Below are 16840 nucleotides of genomic sequence, written 5' to 3'. Positions count from 1 at the left end.
TATAATTTATTATTTCTTGCTTTCGTAATCTTTAACCGCCGCCGCCAAAGCATCGTGAGCCAAAATAGAACAATGTAACTTGGCTTCGGGCAAGCCACCCAACTCATTGGCAATATCCAACTTGCCGACTTTCAGGGCTTCGGCAATGGTTTTACCCTTGACCATCTCAGTCAACATAGACGAGGTGGCAATCGCGGCGCCGCAACCGAGAGTTTCAAACTTAATATCCCCAATGGCGTCTTCGCCTTTTTTATCAGGCTCTACTTTGATATAAACTTTCATCACATCACCGCAAACCGGATTGCCGACTTGACCGATGCCGTCGGCGTCCTTGATGACGCCCTGATTGCGCGGATGAGAGAAATGATCCATGACTTTTTCTGTATACATATGATAATCGTTTACAAATTAATAATTAAGAATTAATTTTATTTCAAAACCTTATACTAAATTGCTTAACTTGTATTTCTTCAATATCTTAACCACACCGCCCTGTACCTCCGCCCAAACCTTCTTAGTCAAGCAACCGCGAGAGGAACAGCCGCCGTCAGCCATGCAATAGAATATGGCCAAATCGCCTTCTAACGCCTCAATCACCGAAAGCAAGTCAATCTCCTTGGCCGGCCGAGTTAAAGCATATCCCCCTTCAGCGCCTTTAATGCTCCTAATCAGTTTAGCCCGTTTCAGTTTGGCAAAAATCTGCTCCAGGTAAGACAAGGAAATGCCCGTCTGCCGGCTGATTTCCGCCAGCGATACCAGGGCTTTTGATTTATTTTTGGCCAAAATTACCAGGGCCTTCAGACCGTATTCGGTTTTGGTGGTAAACAACATAACTCCTACTAAATTACTTGGTATTAGTATTATACCAATACAAAAACCGGCTGTCAAGAGCCGGTTAGGGATAATTACCTACTGACAGCAATCATTACTTTTCTTCCTTGGGCCATTTCTGTATCAGTCATGCCGCCGTCAGCTAAAATCGGATTCCAGTCGTGCACGGCGTTTAATAATGTAGCATAATTATAACGATAACCGTCGCCCTTTCGAGTGCCGGGATCATTGGTGACAAATTCGCTGCCGGTCCAGCCCTTGATCACTAACATATGATAAATCGGACCGGGAGATTTGAAGTTTGGATTGCCCAGTAAACGCCCGGCGGCCGGGATTATAACCAAGCGTCCCTTAAAAATTTCCGTTTTAATGCGTTCAACCGTCACCTCGGAGACGAGCTCGGCCTTTAAGCCGAAATACAATTGCAATACGGAAACGGTTTCCTCAGCAGTCAAATCAAGCTGATAACCTTTGCCTGACTCCCATTTAATTAATTTCTGTATTTCCTCCTCCATAATGCTTTCATCCAGGGGCTGAGTCTTATAAAACTTATCCGCCATAATCATGGATGCTTCCTCGCAGGCCTCTTCATGTAAAGCATCCCAATTGGCGAAAGGGGCTTGCTGGGCAAAGCTGACGTCCAACTGGTAACTCCTAGGCATTGACTGAGCCGGCGTAGCAATCGTTTCGGTTTGAGTCGGTTTAGTTGCGGGCGGCTGAGTGACAGGTTGAACGGCGGGCTGGACACTTTGATTCGCTGGGACGAGAAGATTCGGACTAGCCGAAACAGCCGTTGCCGGCAGTGCCGTCGGAGAGGCTGTTGTGGCCGGCAGTGCCTGTCTGCCACAACCGGCCAAACCAAAAATCATCAAGCCGATAATGCCGAAAACAAAAACATAAAAATTTAAAATATTTTTCTTCATAAGTTTAACATTGCTCGGTATGGCTTTCTTGCGAGGTGATAATATCAGTCGCTGTACTGCCGGAAACTTGCACCGTGCCCAGATAAAGCGTTTCAGTGCAACATTGCCCATCCATAAAACGAAAATCGTATTTACTGCTGGCGGTTTCCGTCAACATGACGCCGTTAAGCTGTTTAATTTTATTATAAACTTCCAAATCAGTCTTAAGTGAATATTTTTGCCGTAAGAATTCAGCCAAAGACTTATTGTCCGTGATCATACTCTGAATCGCTACTTCCGGTATGGTTATGGCTGAACCATAACAAATGCCAGGCTTATACTTATCAACCAGATGCATTTTGGCAATCAGTTGCGGAGTGATCACAAATTTGCTGTCAGCCGGAGCGGAGGCCGAACCGGAACTGCCGGCCAATGTCTGAGTAAGACTCTGATCGGGGTAATAGCGTTTGACTTCGGCCGGCGTCGGCGCGCCTGGATCAAGGGCGGACGCTGTCGCGACCGGCTGATTAATTGCCGGCGATCCGACTGCCGGCGCCGTTACTGCCGAAGCAGGAGTGGTTGCGACGGGTTGCTGTCCAGTGCCGGCAACGGTCAAATCCGTTGGTTTGAATTTTTGATAAACTCCAAAGCCGATCATTAGAACGCACAAAAAAATTATAGTTAAGGTTACGATGTTTTTCATAATTTTTTTAGGCTGCGCCTTTTAATGTCATGAAAACAATCAGGAACTGCAGCTGTTTATATTATAACAAAAAAACGTAAAATTTAATAACGTCCAAAAACAACTGCCATTAAAATAACTAATTCAAACTAAATATTGCAAGTAATGCCAAGATGATAAATGAATAAACTTATTTCAAATACTTCCTTAAATAATCCCCGGTCAAACAGTTTTTCGCGCCGGTGAGCTGTTCCGGCGTACCCTTGGCCACAACTTTACCGCCATTATCCCCGCCTTCCGGACCCAGGTCAATCACCCAGTCCGCTTCTTTGATGATATGCATATTATGTTCAATCAAAACCACACTATTGCCTTTATCAATCAGCTTATTCAAAGCTTTAAGCAACAGCTCTATATCATGATAATGCAAACCGACCGAGGGCTCGTCCAACAAATACAGAGTCTTAGCGCCCAAGGTGTGCGTCAATTCGCGAGCCAGTTTAATTCTCTGCGCTTCCCCGCCAGAAAGGGTGGTGGCCGATTGGCCCAACTGCAAATAACCCAGGCCGACTTCTTGCAAAACTTTCAATTTATCGGTAATCAGATACTGGCCGTCAAAATAATCAATCGCCTCATCAATCGTCAGTTGCAAAACTTCGGCGATGTTTTTGTTCTTATATTTGACTTGCAATGTCTCGCGGTTGAATCTCTTGCCGCGACAAACCTCGCATTCCACCAGTACAGCCGGCAAAAAATGCATTTCAATTAGATTGAATCCGGCGCCATTGCAGGACTCGCAACGTCCGCCCGGGCGATTGAAAGAAAAACGCGAAGCAGTATAAGCGCGCTCGCGGCTGGCCGGCAGTTGGGCAAAAAATTCGCGAATCGGGGTAAAAATTCCGGTATAAGTGGCGGGATTGCTCCGTGGCGTCCGGCCGATGGGCGACTGATTAACAATGATTACTTTATTAACATATTCACTGCCGATAATTTTGGCCACACCCCTGATTTCTTTCCGAAAGCCGTGCTTGATTTTCAATAAATTTTCATATAAGGCGTCATAGAGCAAAGTTGATTTGCCACTACCGGAGACGCCGGTAATGACAATTAATTTCCGCAAAGGAAACTCCACATCAATATTTTTCAAATTATTGATCTTGGCGCCGATGACCTTAATCGCTTCCGCTTCCTTGATCCGGCGACTGCGATCCAGATTGATTTCTTTTTCACCGCGTAAATATTGTAGCGTCAAAGAATCAGGGTAATCTTTGCCTTTGAGTAATTTTTTGGTTTCTCCGATAGCCGACACTTCCCCGCCATGGCGTCCGGCCAAAGGCCCCAAGTCTACCAGATAATCCGAAGCCATGATCGTCCGCTCGTCATGTTCCACTACGATAACGGTATTATTTTGATCTTTTAATGATTTTAGGGTTTCGATCAGTTTTTCCGTATCCCTTTCGTGCAAGCCGATAGTCGGCTCATCAAGTACATATAAAGTATGCGACAAATGCGAGCCGATCTGGGAGGCCAGACGGATTCTCTGAGCCTCACCGCCGGACAATGTTTCCGCCTCGCGATCCAATGTCAAATAATTCAAACCGACCTTAAGCAAAAAATCCAAGCGAGCGCTGATTTCATAGACTACGGTCTCGCCGATGGTTTTCTGCCGTTCACTCATCTTATTGTAATACTCGGAAAAAAACTTATGGGCCTTATCCAGCGATAAAGCCGAGGTCTCGGCGATGTTCTTGCTGTTAACCCGCACCGACAAGGCGTTTTCATTTAAACGCAAACCGTGGCAAGTCAGGCACTCCTCCACTATACGTTCGTATTTATTGCCATCATCATCTTCATCGGTCCTTTCCCTCTCCACCCATTTTTCCTTCCGGCCCAAGCCGTGGCATTCGGGACAAGCGCCATGCGGGCTATTGAACGAAAACAGGCGCGGTTCTACTTCGGGAAAAGCAAAACCGTCATTGGGACAGGTCCAATTGGAAGACAATAGGATTTCTATTGATTCTTCATCTTTCTGATCAAACATCACGCGCACCAAACCCTTAGCATGATCCAGAGCGCTTTCCACGGCCTCAGTCAGGCGCGACTCATCCGCTATCCTGACCTTGTCAATAACGACATCAATGGAGTGTTTTTTATTTTTAGCCAGATTAATACGCTCGCGTAACGGATAAATCTTGCCGTCAACGCGCGCTTCACTGAAGCCTAAGGCCAGAAAGTCATAAAGCATCTGATAGTATTCACCTTTTCTATCCACCACCACTGGCGACAAAATCCTAACGTTGTCCGTGCCTGATTCTTCGGCTTTATTCTTGATGATTTCTATCATTTCATCTAAAGACATTTTAGCGATCTTGGTGCCACAAACAGGGCAAAATACTTCACCTAAGCGAGCGTATAGGACACGCAAATAATCGTAAATCTCAGTCAAAGTGCCAACAGTAGAGCGAGGATTATGCGACAAGGCTTTTTGGTCAATGCTGATGGCCGGCGCCAAACCGATAATTTCATCCACATCAGCCGGCTTCATCTGACCCAAAAACTGCCGAGCATAAGGCGATAGCGATTCAATATAACGCCTTTGACCTTCGGCAAAAATCGTATCAAAAGCCAACGACGACTTGCCGCTGCCGGATACGCCGGTCATTACCGTCAGTTTGTTATGCGGTATTTCCAACGAGATATTCTTTAAGTTGTGCACTCGCGCATTGCGAATGATAATTTTATCTTCAGTCATTTTTTAAATTAATTATTTTTTGCGTTATACCAAGGGACTCTTGATATTCCTAATACTTGGATTAGTAACATGAGTGTAGATCTGCGTAGTGCGAATATTCTGATGCCCTAAAAGTTCTTGCACATAACGGACATCGGTGCTGTTTTCTAACAAATGAGTGGCGAAACTATGACGCAAACTATGAAAGGTGGCTTCTTTCTTGATGTTTGATTTTTCAAGCACTTTAGCAAAAATCGCCTGCAAAGTTCTTTCCGCCAATTTGCCGCCGCGTTCGCTCTCAAACAGATACTCGTTGCCTGAGCGATTGCCGATAAGTGCGGCCAATTTACCTTTAATTTTTTCCGGCATAATCGTCAGGCGGTCTTTCCTGCCCTTGCCCTGATCCACTTTAATCGTCAATTCATCAAGAAAAACGTCTTTGATTTTTAAATTAACCGCCTCGCTAACCCTAAGACCGGCGCCATATGCCAGAGCTAAGATCAACTTATGTTTTTCATTATCAGTATTATTTATCATTAAATCTATTTCCCCCCGACTCAAGACCACCGGCAACCGCTTATTTTTTTTGGCTAATTTCAAATCAATATATTGAGGTTTTTTTAGAATTTCGCGATAAAAAAACTTAATGGCATTAAGGCACAAATTAACTGTCTGGGAGGAATAGCCGCTCCCCTGCTTAAGTAAAATAAATTCTTTAATTTTAGCAGAATTTACCGCTACAGGATCACTATTAACAAAATTTAGAAAGTCACCCAAATAATGGATATAACTCTTGATGGTTTTTTGACTATAATTCCTGATTTTTAGCTCAATTATTGTTTTATCCAAATAATTTTGCATAAATAAGACAAAAAGGTTATAATTTATATACTATTATATACTAATTGATTATATCAACTATTCGTAAAATAATCAATATATACATATTATGCGAAAACAATTCGTATAATCACTAGTTATATGAAATTAAGAAAAATTTTTATATACACTCCTCTGACTTTATGATAATGAAAATCCAACCATTCAAATTAGAAAGATACTTCGCAAAATATGAGTTTTCAGCTCCTTATTTATTGTCTTGTTCTGATTGCGAAGCTCTTACCCAAAAAGAACTTCTGGCAATGGCTGACGAGAATTCGCTCAAACTATGGAACGAACTCAAGCTCGGCTACACAGAATCTCAAGGACATCCACTTTTGCGCAAGGAGATTGCCAAGCTTCATCAAAACATCAAACCTGAACAGGTGTTAGTGATAACACCAGAAGAAGGAATTTTTATTGCCATGAATAATCTCCTTAAAAAAGACGATCATGTTGTTACCACATTTCCGGGCTATCAATCTTTGTATGAAATCGCGAATTCTCTCGGTTGCAAAGTATCAAAATGGACACCGAAAAATGAAAATGGTTGGATTTTCGATATTGACGACCTCAAAAGCCTGATTAGAGATGACACAAAACTCATCGTCATAAACTTTCCCCATAATCCAACGGGAGTAGCATTACAAGAAAAAGAATTGAAAGAGATTATTGATTTAGCAAGGCAAAAAAATATCATCGTGTTTTCTGATGAAATGTACAGATTTCTTGAACACGATCAAGCCAATCGGACTTCATCAGCATGCGACCTATATGATAACGCCATTTCTCTATTCGGGATGTCAAAAAGTTTTGCTTTAGCTGGGTTGAGAATTGGCTGGCTGACTACAAAAAATTCTGATTTACTCAAAAGTTTTGCTACTTACAAAGATTACACAACTATTTGCAGTAGCGCGCCGAGTGAAATTTTGGCTATTATGGCTTTGAGAGCAAAAGATAAAATTCTCAAAAGAAACATAGGGATTATTGAAAACAATCTCAAAATACTGGATGAATTTTTTGCCAAACACGCAAAACTTTTTGAGTGGCATAGACCAAAGGCTGGGCCGATTGGCTTTCCGACGTTAAAAGCAAATATTGATATTTCAGACTTCTGCCTTGATCTTGTTGAAAAGAAAGGAGTAATGTTGCTCCCCTCCAAAGTTTATGACTTCAAAGGTAATTACTTTAGAATTGGTTTTGCCCGTAAAAACATGCCAGAAGCATTGGAAAAGTTAGAGGAGTATCTAAAAGAGACTTATTAATGAATAGAAATTTTTCTTTAATCGATGTAAAAAATCTCAAAAATACGCTAAAGCCACGCTGCGCTCTCGCTCTGCCTTTTTCTTTTGAAAACATATAACGTAGGCAGGGCTTGGATCGTTTAACACCAAGTATGCGGAAAAACTCTCAGCTCGAGTTTTTCCCAGATTCGCTTTTCTCTGTAAAATATAATTCGGCGTCAACTATTACTTTTTAACTTGCAAAATATGATAAATATCATAATTATAATTTTAATTATCCTGATAGTGGCGGGCGCAATAATTATGGGCATAAAAGAAGATAAAAATAACCTGTAAATCAGAACTAAAATACCAAAACATGCCAGCATTGCTGGCAAGATTAATAAGGCAGATTGACAAAAATTACCGCTAACCGCAGGCTTGACTTTTTCACTATTATTAAGTAAACTGAATAATCAGCAAAAAGAACCTTAAAACTTAAAAAACTTGGAATAAACACTAACCGATAATAAGAATAAGCGAAGGGAGGTTAATAATGAACTCCAAGATCTCCAAAAGAGCTTTTACTAAGGTTGAAGTCACTAACAATACCGTATCGGGAAGCATGTTATTTAGAAAATTTGAAGCATGGTGCGAAGCCGAACCATCTGTCTTAATGTGGGAGGTAACCTACGAAGAAGCTCCTGTACGGCAATTTATTGCCACTACAGGAAATAATGTCGGTAAGGAAGCGGAGACTGCCGGCGGTAATTGGAAAATTGAATTCCAATTTGTCCGAGCCAATAAGGGAATTGAGGGGGGATTTTTTGGCGATACAGCTATTATTGCCGGATTCATTAGAAACACCTTAGAAGTAGTCGATGGCAGGTCACAGCCGGCTTATTCCCTATCAATTAATTCCCGATCGTTGAGGGGTGAGCAAATATTCTTATCTGCCGCCGATCTCTGGAGAATACTTACTGAATTAGGAGTGAAGAGGTCTTGAAACATTATTTGATTCAAGGAAAGGATTAATTGAATTTTAAAAACGCTACGGAAAGGAGGCTACTGATGACTAAGGAAGAATTCATCAATTTGCATGGCGAAAAAACCTGGCTTGATTACTGCTATAATAAAAGGGGATTTTTTGGGGAGCCTGTCACCCCTTTTAGAAGTATTGAAGATATAATCCATGGCAATATAATTTTCGGTTTGAGGCTCCTTGGTTTTCGCGGTGATTCACTGTTAGCCGCTAAAAGAACTATTAAGAGAAAAAGAAAAAGTTAAGCTAGAAGGCACTTTAACCAAACACGACGATTTAGCCGTGTTTTTTATTTAGATTTTTTTAACTTATAATCATTCTTGCCGTCTTCCATTTGCCAACCAGCTTGCAATAACTCGTCACGCAAACGATCAGATTCTGCCCAATTTTTACTTTGTCGAGCCTGCCAACGCGCCTCGGCGAGAGTTTTTATTTCAGCGGGAATTTCTTCCGCTTTAAGTTGCGATAAATCCAAACCTAAAACTTGATCAAAGTCAATTATCGTTGCATGTTTTTCCGCATCAGGCAGGTCGTCCTTGAGTATTTCCCAAACCAACGCTAAGGCTTGAGGAATATTAAAATCGTCTTCCAAAGCGGCGATGAATCTGTTTTTAAGCGGTTTATCCACTCGCCCGCCGTCCGGCCGGCTCGGTCGGAATGACAATAATTGCGTGCGAAGATTATTCAAAGCGGATTGAGCGGCATCAAGCGCCTCCCAGGTAAAATTCTGCTTACTGCGATAATGTGCGCCTAAGAAAAAATAACGCAAGGCCAGCGGATCATAGCCTTTGGCTTTGACATCGGCTACCGAATAGGCCGTGCCGTCAGATTTGCTCATCTTGCCGCCATCAACATTAAGATGCTCGTTATGCAACCAATAATCCACAAATTTTTTGCCGGAAAAAGCTTCGCTTTGGGCAATCTCGTTGGTATGATGCACGGGCACATGCTCGATACCGCCCATATGCAAATCAATCGTCGAACCAAAAATCTTGTAGTTCATGGCCGAACATTCCAGATGCCAACCGGGAAACCCCTCACCCTCTATTATTTTATCTTGAACACTAAATTTGTACGGCCAAGTCTGCAAGGCATTTTGGTGCGCGCCCGCCTTAAAAAACCACACGGCAAAATCCGCCGAATTTTTCTTCCCCGAATCACCCACTTCGCCCCTACCGGCTTCAGCCTGATTTTCTTCCAATTTCTGACCGGACAACCTGGTATAATCCCGGGCCTTGGTAATATCAAAATAAATTGCCAAATCAGTGGCGTAAGCATAATCCTTATCCAAAAACACTTGCACCATTTTTTGCATTTGCTTAATATATTCCGTAGCTCGTGGTTTATAATCAGGAGGCAAGCAATTCAAGTCAGTCACATCAGTTTCAAACTGCGCGATATACTTATCGGCTATCTGCTCCGGCGTTAGTCCTTCGCGCTTAGACGCTTTAATCATCTTGTCCTCGCCCTCGTCCTCGTCACTGGTCAAGTGACCGACATCAGTATAGTTCCGGGCAAACTTCACTTTATAGCCAAGATAAACCAGCGACCGACAAATCAAGTCGGCCAGTACCATGGCGCGCATATTGCCGATATGCTGAATCCAATAAACGGTCGGCCCGCATTGATAAAAAGCGACCTGTTTATTCTTGAGCGGTTTGAATTCTTCCTGCGACTTAGTTAAGGTGTTGTAAATCTTTAACATAGTATTTTTCTATTGAGAGCAAATTATAATCAATCATCAATTGCCTAATTGAACTGGATCGCCTGCTTTAATCCCATTTTTGGCGACGAAGCCGGCATTAACCTCAAGAACCATATCAACTGGTTCGGGCGAAGCGTAGGTTCTTGACGGTTCCTCCCCTTCCGGCTCCAGCGCCTCGCTGAAACCCACAGCCCTATTATCATTCAACCAGATAATATCCAGGGGGAAATTCATATTCTTCATCCAAAAGGCGCGCTTGGCGGAATTGTCATAAACAAACAACATACCGCAAGAAGCGCACAAAGATTCGCGCCCGGATAAACCATTAACTCGACTAACGGCAGTATCTACTATCTCCACTTTAATTTCATGTCCGCCGAGAGTCAAAGATTTGTCAGGAGAATCAAACACGCAACCGGCTAAAACAAGGCCAATGGCAAATAGAAATGAACCGGCTAAGATTTTTTTGACTTGACCCATAAAGCGGTGGAAATTATAGCCATCACCAGCATCAAGCAGATGATTAAAATCATTTTGCCGTAACTGGTAGAAATAATGCCTAACGAACCAAAAGCCAAAGCGATCAGCCACAGAAGCCAAACCGCCTGGGTGTGCGACAAACCTAAATTAAGCAAACGATAATGCAAATGATTGCGATCGCCGGCAAACGGCGATTTGCCGGAAATCAAGCGACGGACAATCACCAATAAAACATCCAAGGCCGGCAAACCCATCACCAGTAATGTGGTAATAATTTTAGAACCGGAAACGATGGATAAAATACCCAACAAAAAACCGATAAATACAGATCCTCCTTCGCCCAAAAAAATTGAAGCCGGACGCCAATTATAAATCAAAAAACCAAGCGATGCCCCCAAAAGCAACAAAGCCCAAATGCCTGTCGCCGATAAAGCCGTATCCCAACGCAGAGAAACTAAGAATATAAATAAGGCGGCGATAGTGGCAATACCGGCCACCAAACCGTCCAAACCGTCCAAAAATTTAGTAGTATAAGCCATGCCCAAAAGCCAAAAGAATACAATGGCTATGCCCAGATATTTACCGATAAACAGAATGGCTCCGGATTGGCTTAAGGGGTTAGTGATAAAAGTTATATGCAACCCCGACAATAAGACAACAACAACAGCGATAATGGGGAAAAATATCTGCTGTTCCGGTTTGAGACTGTATTTGTCGTCAATTGTGCCACCGATCATCAATATTAAGCAAGAAATAAAAATCCCCCATAACAGGCGGTCATTAATTAAAGAAAAATCCGCCAAATTAAAAAATTGAAAAACAAAAACGCCGACAAAAACCGACAAAAATATCGCCCAACCGCCCATAAAAGGCACCGGATTATGATGGATCTTGCGTTCGGCTGTCTGCGGTTTATCCATAATATCAAAACGCCGGGCCACCAGTTTGACTAACGGAGTCAGGCCGACAGCCAACAAGAAAGACAGCAAAATAGCGCCAAAATAAATGATGAAATCATTATCGTTCATGCCATAATTATACAAAAATCTTGGCTAAAATTCAAGAAAAACAAAAGGACCAGTCAAACTGATCCCAATAAAGTGCTATTGCTATTATTCGCCTCGCTGTTCCGCTTTATCGGACGGAGGAGGCGGTGTTTCCTCGGGCAAATCGCCTGCCTTCAGACCGCAGGACGGGCAACGCGATAAATAACTGTAAAATTCGGTATGGCATTCCGCGCATTTGACTTTGATACCGACAAAAAAGACAAAGACAAAAAGCGCGAACAAAATGCATAGAAGCTCCATAATCAGCTTACAAACTACCGGCCACATATTAACTATCCCCATGCTTATGGCGCTTAGCCGCTCTCCGCCTTTGCCGGCCTGACTCAATACACGGTACGTAGCTAAGACCGCTACCACTGTAAGCGGCAATAAGCTTAGACCACCATTTATACAAACTCATTGATTTTCTCCTTATTCCGATTGTTACCCTTAAAACTATAAATGTACAGTTCAAATCATCCTAACATAAAAAATCCCGCCTGTCAAATAAAAAACTGTCGAAAAATTCCGACAGCAATACGACTGAACCTCGGCTGAATTCAGACGTTTAAATACTTACCGATAGCGATTGAAGAAGAAATAATATTTACTGCGGTTATGGCCAGCAATTCCGTACCGAAAATATAAACAAAATAAGTATTAAAATAACCGGTCAAATCAAAAGTGGCGCCGACAAAAAAACTGGAAACATACGGTTGTAATACTGATAGTAAGGGGTAGAAAAAGATTATAGTAATAAAGACTGCGACAATTCCGGCAATAACGCTCTCCAGGACAAAGGGCGAACGGATAAACCAATTGGAAGCCCCAACCAATTTCATAATGCCGATTTCGTTCTGATGAGTAAAAATGGCCACGCGAACCGTATTAAAAATTATCAAAATAGAAATAAGGGCAAAAATGCCGATAACAAAATAAGCGGCGCGGCGCACCGTATCGGCGATGCCGTTGATGCGCGAAATAACCAATTGATTATCATCATAATTTTTTTCCTCGATCAATCCAGCGAAAGACGGGTCATCAATCGCTTTCAGGATTTCCGGATAATCCTTGAGATCCTTGGCTTTGATTACCAGGGTGGCGCTCATGGGATTAGTGGATAACTCCTTAAGCGTTTCTTGGATTTTGACGTCACCGGCATGCTTTTCTTTAAACGCCTCCAAATTATCTTCGGACGAACGATAAATAATGCTTTTAACCTGAGGCAACCCCTCCAAATGAGATTTGACTTCGGCGACTTTGCTTTCCCTAACCTCCGGTCTAAAATAAACCGAAACATCAATACGATCTTTGACTGCCACGATGGCTGAGTCGGAAATAACATTAACTACCAAAAGCAAATTAACCGAAATCAAAGTCAAAAAGATAACAAAAACCGTAGCTAAAGATAGCCAGATATTACGCCAAAAAGATTGCAGAGCAAAGAGAATAGAGCGATTTAAAGTCAGAAGAAACATAAATTAAATTACGTATTTCCCTACTTTTTGATCTCCGACCACTAGGCCGTCGTCCAAAGTAATAACGCGTCGTTTAAGGGAATTAACAATTTCTTTATTGTGGGTCACCATCACAACCGTGGTGCCGAATTCATTGATTTTTAATAGCAGATCAATAATATCTTTGGTATTTAGGGCGTCCAGATTGCCTGTCGGTTCATCGGCTAAAAGCACTTTGGGACGATGGATCAAGGCGCGAGCGATAGCCACGCGTTGTTTTTCTCCGCCGGATAATTCATACGGATAACGCGCCAATTTGTCCTGCAGGTCAACAATGGACAAAACCTGCGGCACCACCGTCTGAATACGGCTCTTAGTGGCGCCGGCGACTTGCAAAGCGAAAGCCACATTTTCAAAAACAGTTTTCTTGGGTAACAGCTTGAAATCTTGAAACACCACGCCGATTTGCCGACGCAATGACGATATATTGCGCTTTTTAATATTAGTGATATCCCAACCGCCGATTACCACCTGACCGCTATCGGGCGGGAGTTCGGCAATAAGCAGACGGACTATAGTAGTCTTGCCCGAGCCGGATTGACCGACAATAGAAACAAATTCTCCTGGTTCAATATGAATATTGGCACTTTTGAGCGCTTCAGTGGTAGGTGGAAATTTTTTTGAGACGTCTACAAGATGGATCATGGAAATTAATTTTGGTTATCAGTTTTCGACACAAGACAAAACCGTATTATTGTTTATTGACTGCTACGGTTGCAGTCGGATTTTGGTACGGTTCAACCTTCACATCAATAACTCCCATTCTGGTAGAAGCAATTTTCTTGAAAGCTTCTTTACCCAAGTCAATTACCCGATCGGGATGAACGGCCGGATCCGGCCCCCAATCCTTAATTGTTACTACGACCTGCTTGCCATTGGCTAAATTAGTCACGAGCACCTTAGCGCCCCAAGAAAACTGAGTGGAAGCGGCCATCAACTCCTGACGATATTTGGGATGCACGTACCAGGAAGCGCGTCCGACTGATTCCACTTCTTTAAGCAGAACAAAAATCAACTTGCCGGGAAAAGCAATATCGGCGGTAGCCGTATATTTCTTTAAATCTTTAATTGAATCAAGCTTCCTGAATTGATTATCAGCATCATTCCAATAATAAATATTACGTAAGTTGCTATCGCCCGGATACGACATTATTACTCGCGGTATAAAACTCCAATCGGAGGAAGTGGAAATATCCAAAAAATAAATGTCTGACGCTGCTTCGGTTTTTTCCGGCAAAACGTAAGTCGAGCTAGCGATAGCTGTTTGCGAAACCAAAGATAATAGTTTAAAAGAGACGCTCGCCGTACTAGTGCCCTTAGCCACCTGGAAAGTCAAAACGCCGTCCGGCGACTTAACGATATAATTGCTTTTTCTGACAGCCGGTATTAAATCAATTACGGTCAAATCCTCGGCTTGGGCAAAGTGACAGGTTAAACCAAACACGGTGCAACTGACAATCAATAAAATAAAAAGTAATCCTTCCCTCCGGCTAAAACAATGATTTCCGATTTTTCCCATAGTTGATTTTTTAAGTAAATTTGCTATAATAATATTGTTATTGCGGGTATGGTTTAGTGGTAGAATGTGACCTTCCCAAGGTTGAGGCACGAGTTCGATTCTCGTTACCCGCTAAAAATAAAAAATAAATTTGCCAAGATAGCTCAGTTGGTAGAGCAACGGTATCGTAAACCGTGGGTCGGGAGTTCGAATCTCCCTCTTGGCTTAGATAAAGATTGAATAAGATTCGCCTGATCGGGCGTTTCTTTTTTATTTGATATATCTAACGACCTTGGCTTTATCTAATAAACTCTTGATATACTGGTCAACATTGACTTCAATCAAAATATGACGCAAATTGATACTTTCCTTGCCGGTCGTCTTGTCTATCAGTTTGCCTTCAATTTTAATTATATGATAGCCGTAGCGGCTTTTAACCAATTGCTTATAAACCGTATTAGTGGCGACGCCGAATAAAACGTCCTCCCATTGAGGATCAAGTTGGCCTCTGACCACCCAGCCAAATTCTCCGCCCGTATTCACTCCCGCTTCATCATCGGTATATTGTTTGGCTAAGGCGGCAAAATCAGTAGTAGTGGCAGTGGTCGTGGTTAAAGCTAATTTCAACACCTGCTCCGCTTCTTGCTTGGCCGTTTGGCTTATCGGTAAAGACTCGTCGCCTACTATGGCCTCACGCAGATACTCCCGCATCATCACCGGTTTAAGGATTTTATCCTTAAATTGCTCCAGGGTGAGATTCCAGTTACTTTGTACCATGGATTCGGCCTGTTCACGCGATCCGGCTTGGGCAATCAGAGCGTCCAAATTCTCATTTAATTCCTTATCGGTAATTGATTTGTTATAACGTTTGAGTTCCTTAGCCATTAATTCTTCTACTGCTAAACGATAAAAGATCTTGTCATTTTCTTGAGTCCATAATGACACATCCAAACCTTCACGCTTCTGGGCTAAGGCGGCGTCTAACAGTTTGGCATCACTGTAATAATCACTCAAGGAAATCATCTGACCGTCCACATTGCCTGCCGGCAAATGCAAAACTTTAGCCGCCTCGACGCTGACTGAATCATTAAAACCGAAACGATAAATGCCGATTAAATCAATAATTGTTACTAGAACAACGGCTAAAAGGAAAAAAACTAATAATTTGATCCAGCGATGGGATTTTTTCCTCGCATCCTTGCCGACTGAGAAGGCTTTCTCCTTAGCCGGTTGCATTGATCGCGACACTGGACGTTTAAATAAGCTTTCTAACGATTCTTCTTTCTTCGGTTTAGCCCAAGATAAATCGGGGGCGACACGCGGTCCGAAAGAAAAAGCGTGTTTTTCCGGCTTGGTAACAATTTTTGCAATAGCCGGAGTTTTTATGGCAGAAACAGCACTTACCGGCTCTGCCGGCTTTATTGGCTTGATTTTTGATTTTCGCTTAATCGACTTAGCTGGATTTCTCTTTATTTTGGCCGGTTTGATTTTTGTTTTTGCGATTACGACGTTCTGGGCTTTGGCCTTGGACAGTGGCTTGGCTTTTACGGATGCTGTTTGACCTGCCAGGATCTTTTCTGCTGTTATTGCCGGCTGACTGCCAATCGGCGAGACAGGCTTTGCTGTCGCTTTAATTTGAGCTAACCCGCTCTTAACTTGGTAAATCGGCTTAGGCTTAATTGACCCCAGAACAAATGCTTTGGTCGGCGCCGACTCCGATGTGGGATTTTTTTCACTGGATGCCCGGCTGGTCTTGGGTTCTAAAGCAGTCATTATTTCTTGCTTCAGTTGCGCCTTTTTTGCCGGGGAAAGGTTAGATTTTTTAGGCATATAATATTATAAAGAATATTTGTTAAGATTAGTTAAAAAAATATCTCCACCATTTCTCCGGATTTGATTCTTTAACTTGACTGGAATTTTCAACCAACTCCAATAAATCCTGATTATCCCTGATAACTACTTCCTCGATTGAAGTGGTTGAAACACCAAGATTCTCCGGCCGCATGACTACAAAAGCTTTCTCCCCTGCTTTCTTTAATCCCAACTGAATGCGAGCGCTGGTTTCCAACTCGCTGGTGGAATTCCAATTATCTATCCTATATTGCAAATCGTCATTCTGCCTTCTCAAATCATCAGTTTGAGTTTGTAAATCACTAATCCGCGAAGAAATCTTATTCCGATTAATTACCTCGCGAATTAAAGAAACAACTAAAAGTAAAATAATAACGATGCCGACAATCGACAAAAATCTAAAAAACAATTTTTGTTTTGCTTCAGAATTTTCTAACGACATAGTTATTATAA

At 42.4% G+C, this 16840-nt stretch carries 19 protein-coding genes and 2 tRNA genes; 5 read left to right on the top strand and 16 right to left on the bottom strand.

The genetic code is table 11. The features are described 5' to 3' along the window. Positions 1 to 9: 9 nt before the first annotated feature. From WC473_04915 to xerA, 6 genes are all read right to left on the bottom strand, one after another. Complete coding sequence (locus WC473_04915; GenBank protein ID MFA5125128.1) at positions 10 to 390, bottom strand: iron-sulfur cluster assembly scaffold protein; 381 nt, start codon at positions 388 to 390, stop codon at positions 10 to 12. A 51-nt stretch (positions 391 to 441) separates the two neighbouring features. After that, positions 442 to 831, bottom strand: a complete 390-nt coding sequence (locus tag WC473_04910; protein MFA5125127.1) for an Rrf2 family transcriptional regulator — start codon at positions 829 to 831, stop codon at positions 442 to 444. A gap of 74 nt (positions 832 to 905) precedes the next feature. Beyond that, a complete protein-coding gene (locus WC473_04905; protein ID MFA5125126.1) occupies positions 906 to 1754 on the bottom strand; it encodes a C39 family peptidase in 849 nt (282 codons plus the stop codon). A gap of 4 nt (positions 1755 to 1758) precedes the next feature. After that, the gene (locus WC473_04900; protein MFA5125125.1) at positions 1759 to 2436 is read right to left on the bottom strand and encodes a hypothetical protein; all 678 of its coding nucleotides are present in this window, start codon (positions 2434 to 2436) and stop codon (positions 1759 to 1761) included. Positions 2437 to 2605: 169 nt separating this feature from the next. Then, positions 2606 to 5167 carry an excinuclease ABC subunit UvrA gene (uvrA, locus tag WC473_04895; GenBank protein ID MFA5125124.1) on the bottom strand — a complete coding sequence of 854 codons (2562 nt, stop codon included), beginning with the start codon at positions 5165 to 5167 and terminating at the stop codon, positions 2606 to 2608. A 24-nt stretch (positions 5168 to 5191) separates the two neighbouring features. Beyond that, positions 5192 to 5995 (bottom strand): site-specific tyrosine recombinase/integron integrase, encoded by an 804-nt coding sequence (gene xerA, locus WC473_04890; GenBank protein ID MFA5125123.1) that lies wholly within the window; start codon positions 5993 to 5995, stop codon positions 5192 to 5194. 179 nt (positions 5996 to 6174) lie between these two features. On the opposite strand from xerA, the gene WC473_04885 reads away from it, so the two are divergent. The 3 genes from WC473_04885 to WC473_04875 all read left to right on the top strand — a co-directional run bounded on the left by WC473_04885 (position 6175) and on the right by WC473_04875 (position 8535). Next, positions 6175 to 7290 (top strand): aminotransferase class I/II-fold pyridoxal phosphate-dependent enzyme, encoded by a 1116-nt coding sequence (locus WC473_04885; GenBank protein ID MFA5125122.1) that lies wholly within the window; start codon positions 6175 to 6177, stop codon positions 7288 to 7290. Positions 7291 to 7804: 514 nt separating this feature from the next. After that, positions 7805 to 8254: a hypothetical protein gene (locus tag WC473_04880; GenBank protein MFA5125121.1), complete on the top strand. Its 450-nt coding sequence runs from the start codon at positions 7805 to 7807 to the stop codon at positions 8252 to 8254. Between the two features lie 65 nt (positions 8255 to 8319). Then, positions 8320 to 8535 carry a hypothetical protein gene (locus tag WC473_04875; protein ID MFA5125120.1) on the top strand — a complete coding sequence of 72 codons (216 nt, stop codon included), beginning with the start codon at positions 8320 to 8322 and terminating at the stop codon, positions 8533 to 8535. A gap of 44 nt (positions 8536 to 8579) precedes the next feature. Here the strand turns inward: WC473_04875 and cysS are convergent, their stop codons facing one another. The 8 genes from cysS to WC473_04835 form a co-directional block, all read right to left on the bottom strand. After that, positions 8580 to 9995: a cysteine--tRNA ligase gene (cysS, locus tag WC473_04870; GenBank protein ID MFA5125119.1), complete on the bottom strand. Its 1416-nt coding sequence runs from the start codon at positions 9993 to 9995 to the stop codon at positions 8580 to 8582. A gap of 36 nt (positions 9996 to 10031) precedes the next feature. Beyond that, positions 10032 to 10475: a DUF192 domain-containing protein gene (locus tag WC473_04865; GenBank protein MFA5125118.1), complete on the bottom strand. Its 444-nt coding sequence runs from the start codon at positions 10473 to 10475 to the stop codon at positions 10032 to 10034. Next, entirely contained in the window at positions 10451 to 11503 is a 1053-nt protein-coding gene (locus tag WC473_04860; GenBank protein MFA5125117.1) for an MraY family glycosyltransferase, read from the bottom strand. The genes WC473_04865 and WC473_04860 overlap by 25 nt, the downstream gene beginning before the upstream one ends. Before the next feature lie 84 nt (positions 11504 to 11587). Continuing rightward, positions 11588 to 11809 carry a hypothetical protein gene (locus WC473_04855; GenBank protein ID MFA5125116.1) on the bottom strand — a complete coding sequence of 74 codons (222 nt, stop codon included), beginning with the start codon at positions 11807 to 11809 and terminating at the stop codon, positions 11588 to 11590. Position 11810: 1 nt separating this feature from the next. Then, entirely contained in the window at positions 11811 to 11942 is a 132-nt protein-coding gene (locus WC473_04850) for a hypothetical protein (protein MFA5125115.1), read from the bottom strand. 139 nt (positions 11943 to 12081) lie between these two features. After that, a complete protein-coding gene (locus tag WC473_04845) occupies positions 12082 to 12999 on the bottom strand; it encodes a permease-like cell division protein FtsX (protein MFA5125114.1) in 918 nt (305 codons plus the stop codon). 3 nt (positions 13000 to 13002) lie between these two features. Continuing rightward, a complete protein-coding gene (gene ftsE / locus WC473_04840) occupies positions 13003 to 13689 on the bottom strand; it encodes a cell division ATP-binding protein FtsE (protein MFA5125113.1) in 687 nt (228 codons plus the stop codon). 40 nt (positions 13690 to 13729) lie between these two features. Next, positions 13730 to 14557: a septal ring lytic transglycosylase RlpA family protein gene (locus WC473_04835; protein ID MFA5125112.1), complete on the bottom strand. Its 828-nt coding sequence runs from the start codon at positions 14555 to 14557 to the stop codon at positions 13730 to 13732. A 42-nt stretch (positions 14558 to 14599) separates the two neighbouring features. Here WC473_04835 and WC473_04830 point away from each other — a divergent pair. Both WC473_04830 and WC473_04825 read left to right on the top strand, forming a co-directional pair. Continuing rightward, positions 14600 to 14670: transfer RNA gene (locus WC473_04830), tRNA-Gly, on the top strand. Positions 14671 to 14689: 19 nt separating this feature from the next. Continuing rightward, positions 14690 to 14762: transfer RNA gene (locus WC473_04825), tRNA-Thr, on the top strand. 44 nt (positions 14763 to 14806) lie between these two features. Here WC473_04825 and WC473_04820 read toward each other — a convergent pair. Both WC473_04820 and WC473_04815 read right to left on the bottom strand, forming a co-directional pair. Then, positions 14807 to 16366, bottom strand: coding sequence for a peptidylprolyl isomerase (locus WC473_04820; GenBank protein MFA5125111.1), 1560 nt, complete (start codon positions 16364 to 16366; stop codon positions 14807 to 14809). Between the two features lie 28 nt (positions 16367 to 16394). Further along, positions 16395 to 16829: a septum formation initiator family protein gene (locus WC473_04815; protein ID MFA5125110.1), complete on the bottom strand. Its 435-nt coding sequence runs from the start codon at positions 16827 to 16829 to the stop codon at positions 16395 to 16397. Between the last annotated feature and the right edge of the window lie 11 nt (positions 16830 to 16840).

The sequence above is a fragment of the Patescibacteria group bacterium genome (genome assembly GCA_041650895.1).
In the GTDB taxonomy this organism is placed as follows: domain Bacteria; phylum Patescibacteriota; class Patescibacteriia; order 2-01-FULL-39-33; family 2-01-FULL-39-33; genus CAISTG01.
This window is presented reverse-complemented; position numbering and strand designations above follow the sequence as displayed.

Excerpts from the sequence above, each read along its gene's own strand:
- WC473_04915 (MFA5125128.1), bottom strand. The coding sequence starts at position 390 with ATGTATACAGAAAAAGTCATGGATCATTTCTCTCATCCGCGCAATCAG.
- WC473_04910 (MFA5125127.1), bottom strand. The coding sequence starts at position 831 with ATGTTGTTTACCACCAAAACCGAATACGGTCTGAAGGCCCTGGTAATT.
- WC473_04905 (MFA5125126.1), bottom strand. The coding sequence starts at position 1,754 with ATGAAGAAAAATATTTTAAATTTTTATGTTTTTGTTTTCGGCATTATC.
- WC473_04900 (MFA5125125.1), bottom strand. The coding sequence starts at position 2,436 with ATGAAAAACATCGTAACCTTAACTATAATTTTTTTGTGCGTTCTAATG.
- uvrA (MFA5125124.1), bottom strand. The coding sequence starts at position 5,167 with ATGACTGAAGATAAAATTATCATTCGCAATGCGCGAGTGCACAACTTA.
- WC473_04885 (MFA5125122.1), top strand. The coding sequence starts at position 6,175 with ATGAAAATCCAACCATTCAAATTAGAAAGATACTTCGCAAAATATGAG.
- WC473_04880 (MFA5125121.1), top strand. The coding sequence starts at position 7,805 with ATGAACTCCAAGATCTCCAAAAGAGCTTTTACTAAGGTTGAAGTCACT.
- WC473_04875 (MFA5125120.1), top strand. The coding sequence starts at position 8,320 with ATGACTAAGGAAGAATTCATCAATTTGCATGGCGAAAAAACCTGGCTT.
- cysS (MFA5125119.1), bottom strand. The coding sequence starts at position 9,995 with ATGTTAAAGATTTACAACACCTTAACTAAGTCGCAGGAAGAATTCAAA.
- WC473_04865 (MFA5125118.1), bottom strand. The coding sequence starts at position 10,475 with ATGGGTCAAGTCAAAAAAATCTTAGCCGGTTCATTTCTATTTGCCATT.
- WC473_04860 (MFA5125117.1), bottom strand. The coding sequence starts at position 11,503 with ATGAACGATAATGATTTCATCATTTATTTTGGCGCTATTTTGCTGTCT.
- WC473_04855 (MFA5125116.1), bottom strand. The coding sequence starts at position 11,809 with ATGTGGCCGGTAGTTTGTAAGCTGATTATGGAGCTTCTATGCATTTTG.
- WC473_04850 (MFA5125115.1), bottom strand. The coding sequence starts at position 11,942 with ATGAGTTTGTATAAATGGTGGTCTAAGCTTATTGCCGCTTACAGTGGT.
- WC473_04845 (MFA5125114.1), bottom strand. The coding sequence starts at position 12,999 with ATGTTTCTTCTGACTTTAAATCGCTCTATTCTCTTTGCTCTGCAATCT.
- WC473_04835 (MFA5125112.1), bottom strand. The coding sequence starts at position 14,557 with ATGGGAAAAATCGGAAATCATTGTTTTAGCCGGAGGGAAGGATTACTT.
- WC473_04820 (MFA5125111.1), bottom strand. The coding sequence starts at position 16,366 with ATGCCTAAAAAATCTAACCTTTCCCCGGCAAAAAAGGCGCAACTGAAG.
- WC473_04815 (MFA5125110.1), bottom strand. The coding sequence starts at position 16,829 with ATGTCGTTAGAAAATTCTGAAGCAAAACAAAAATTGTTTTTTAGATTT.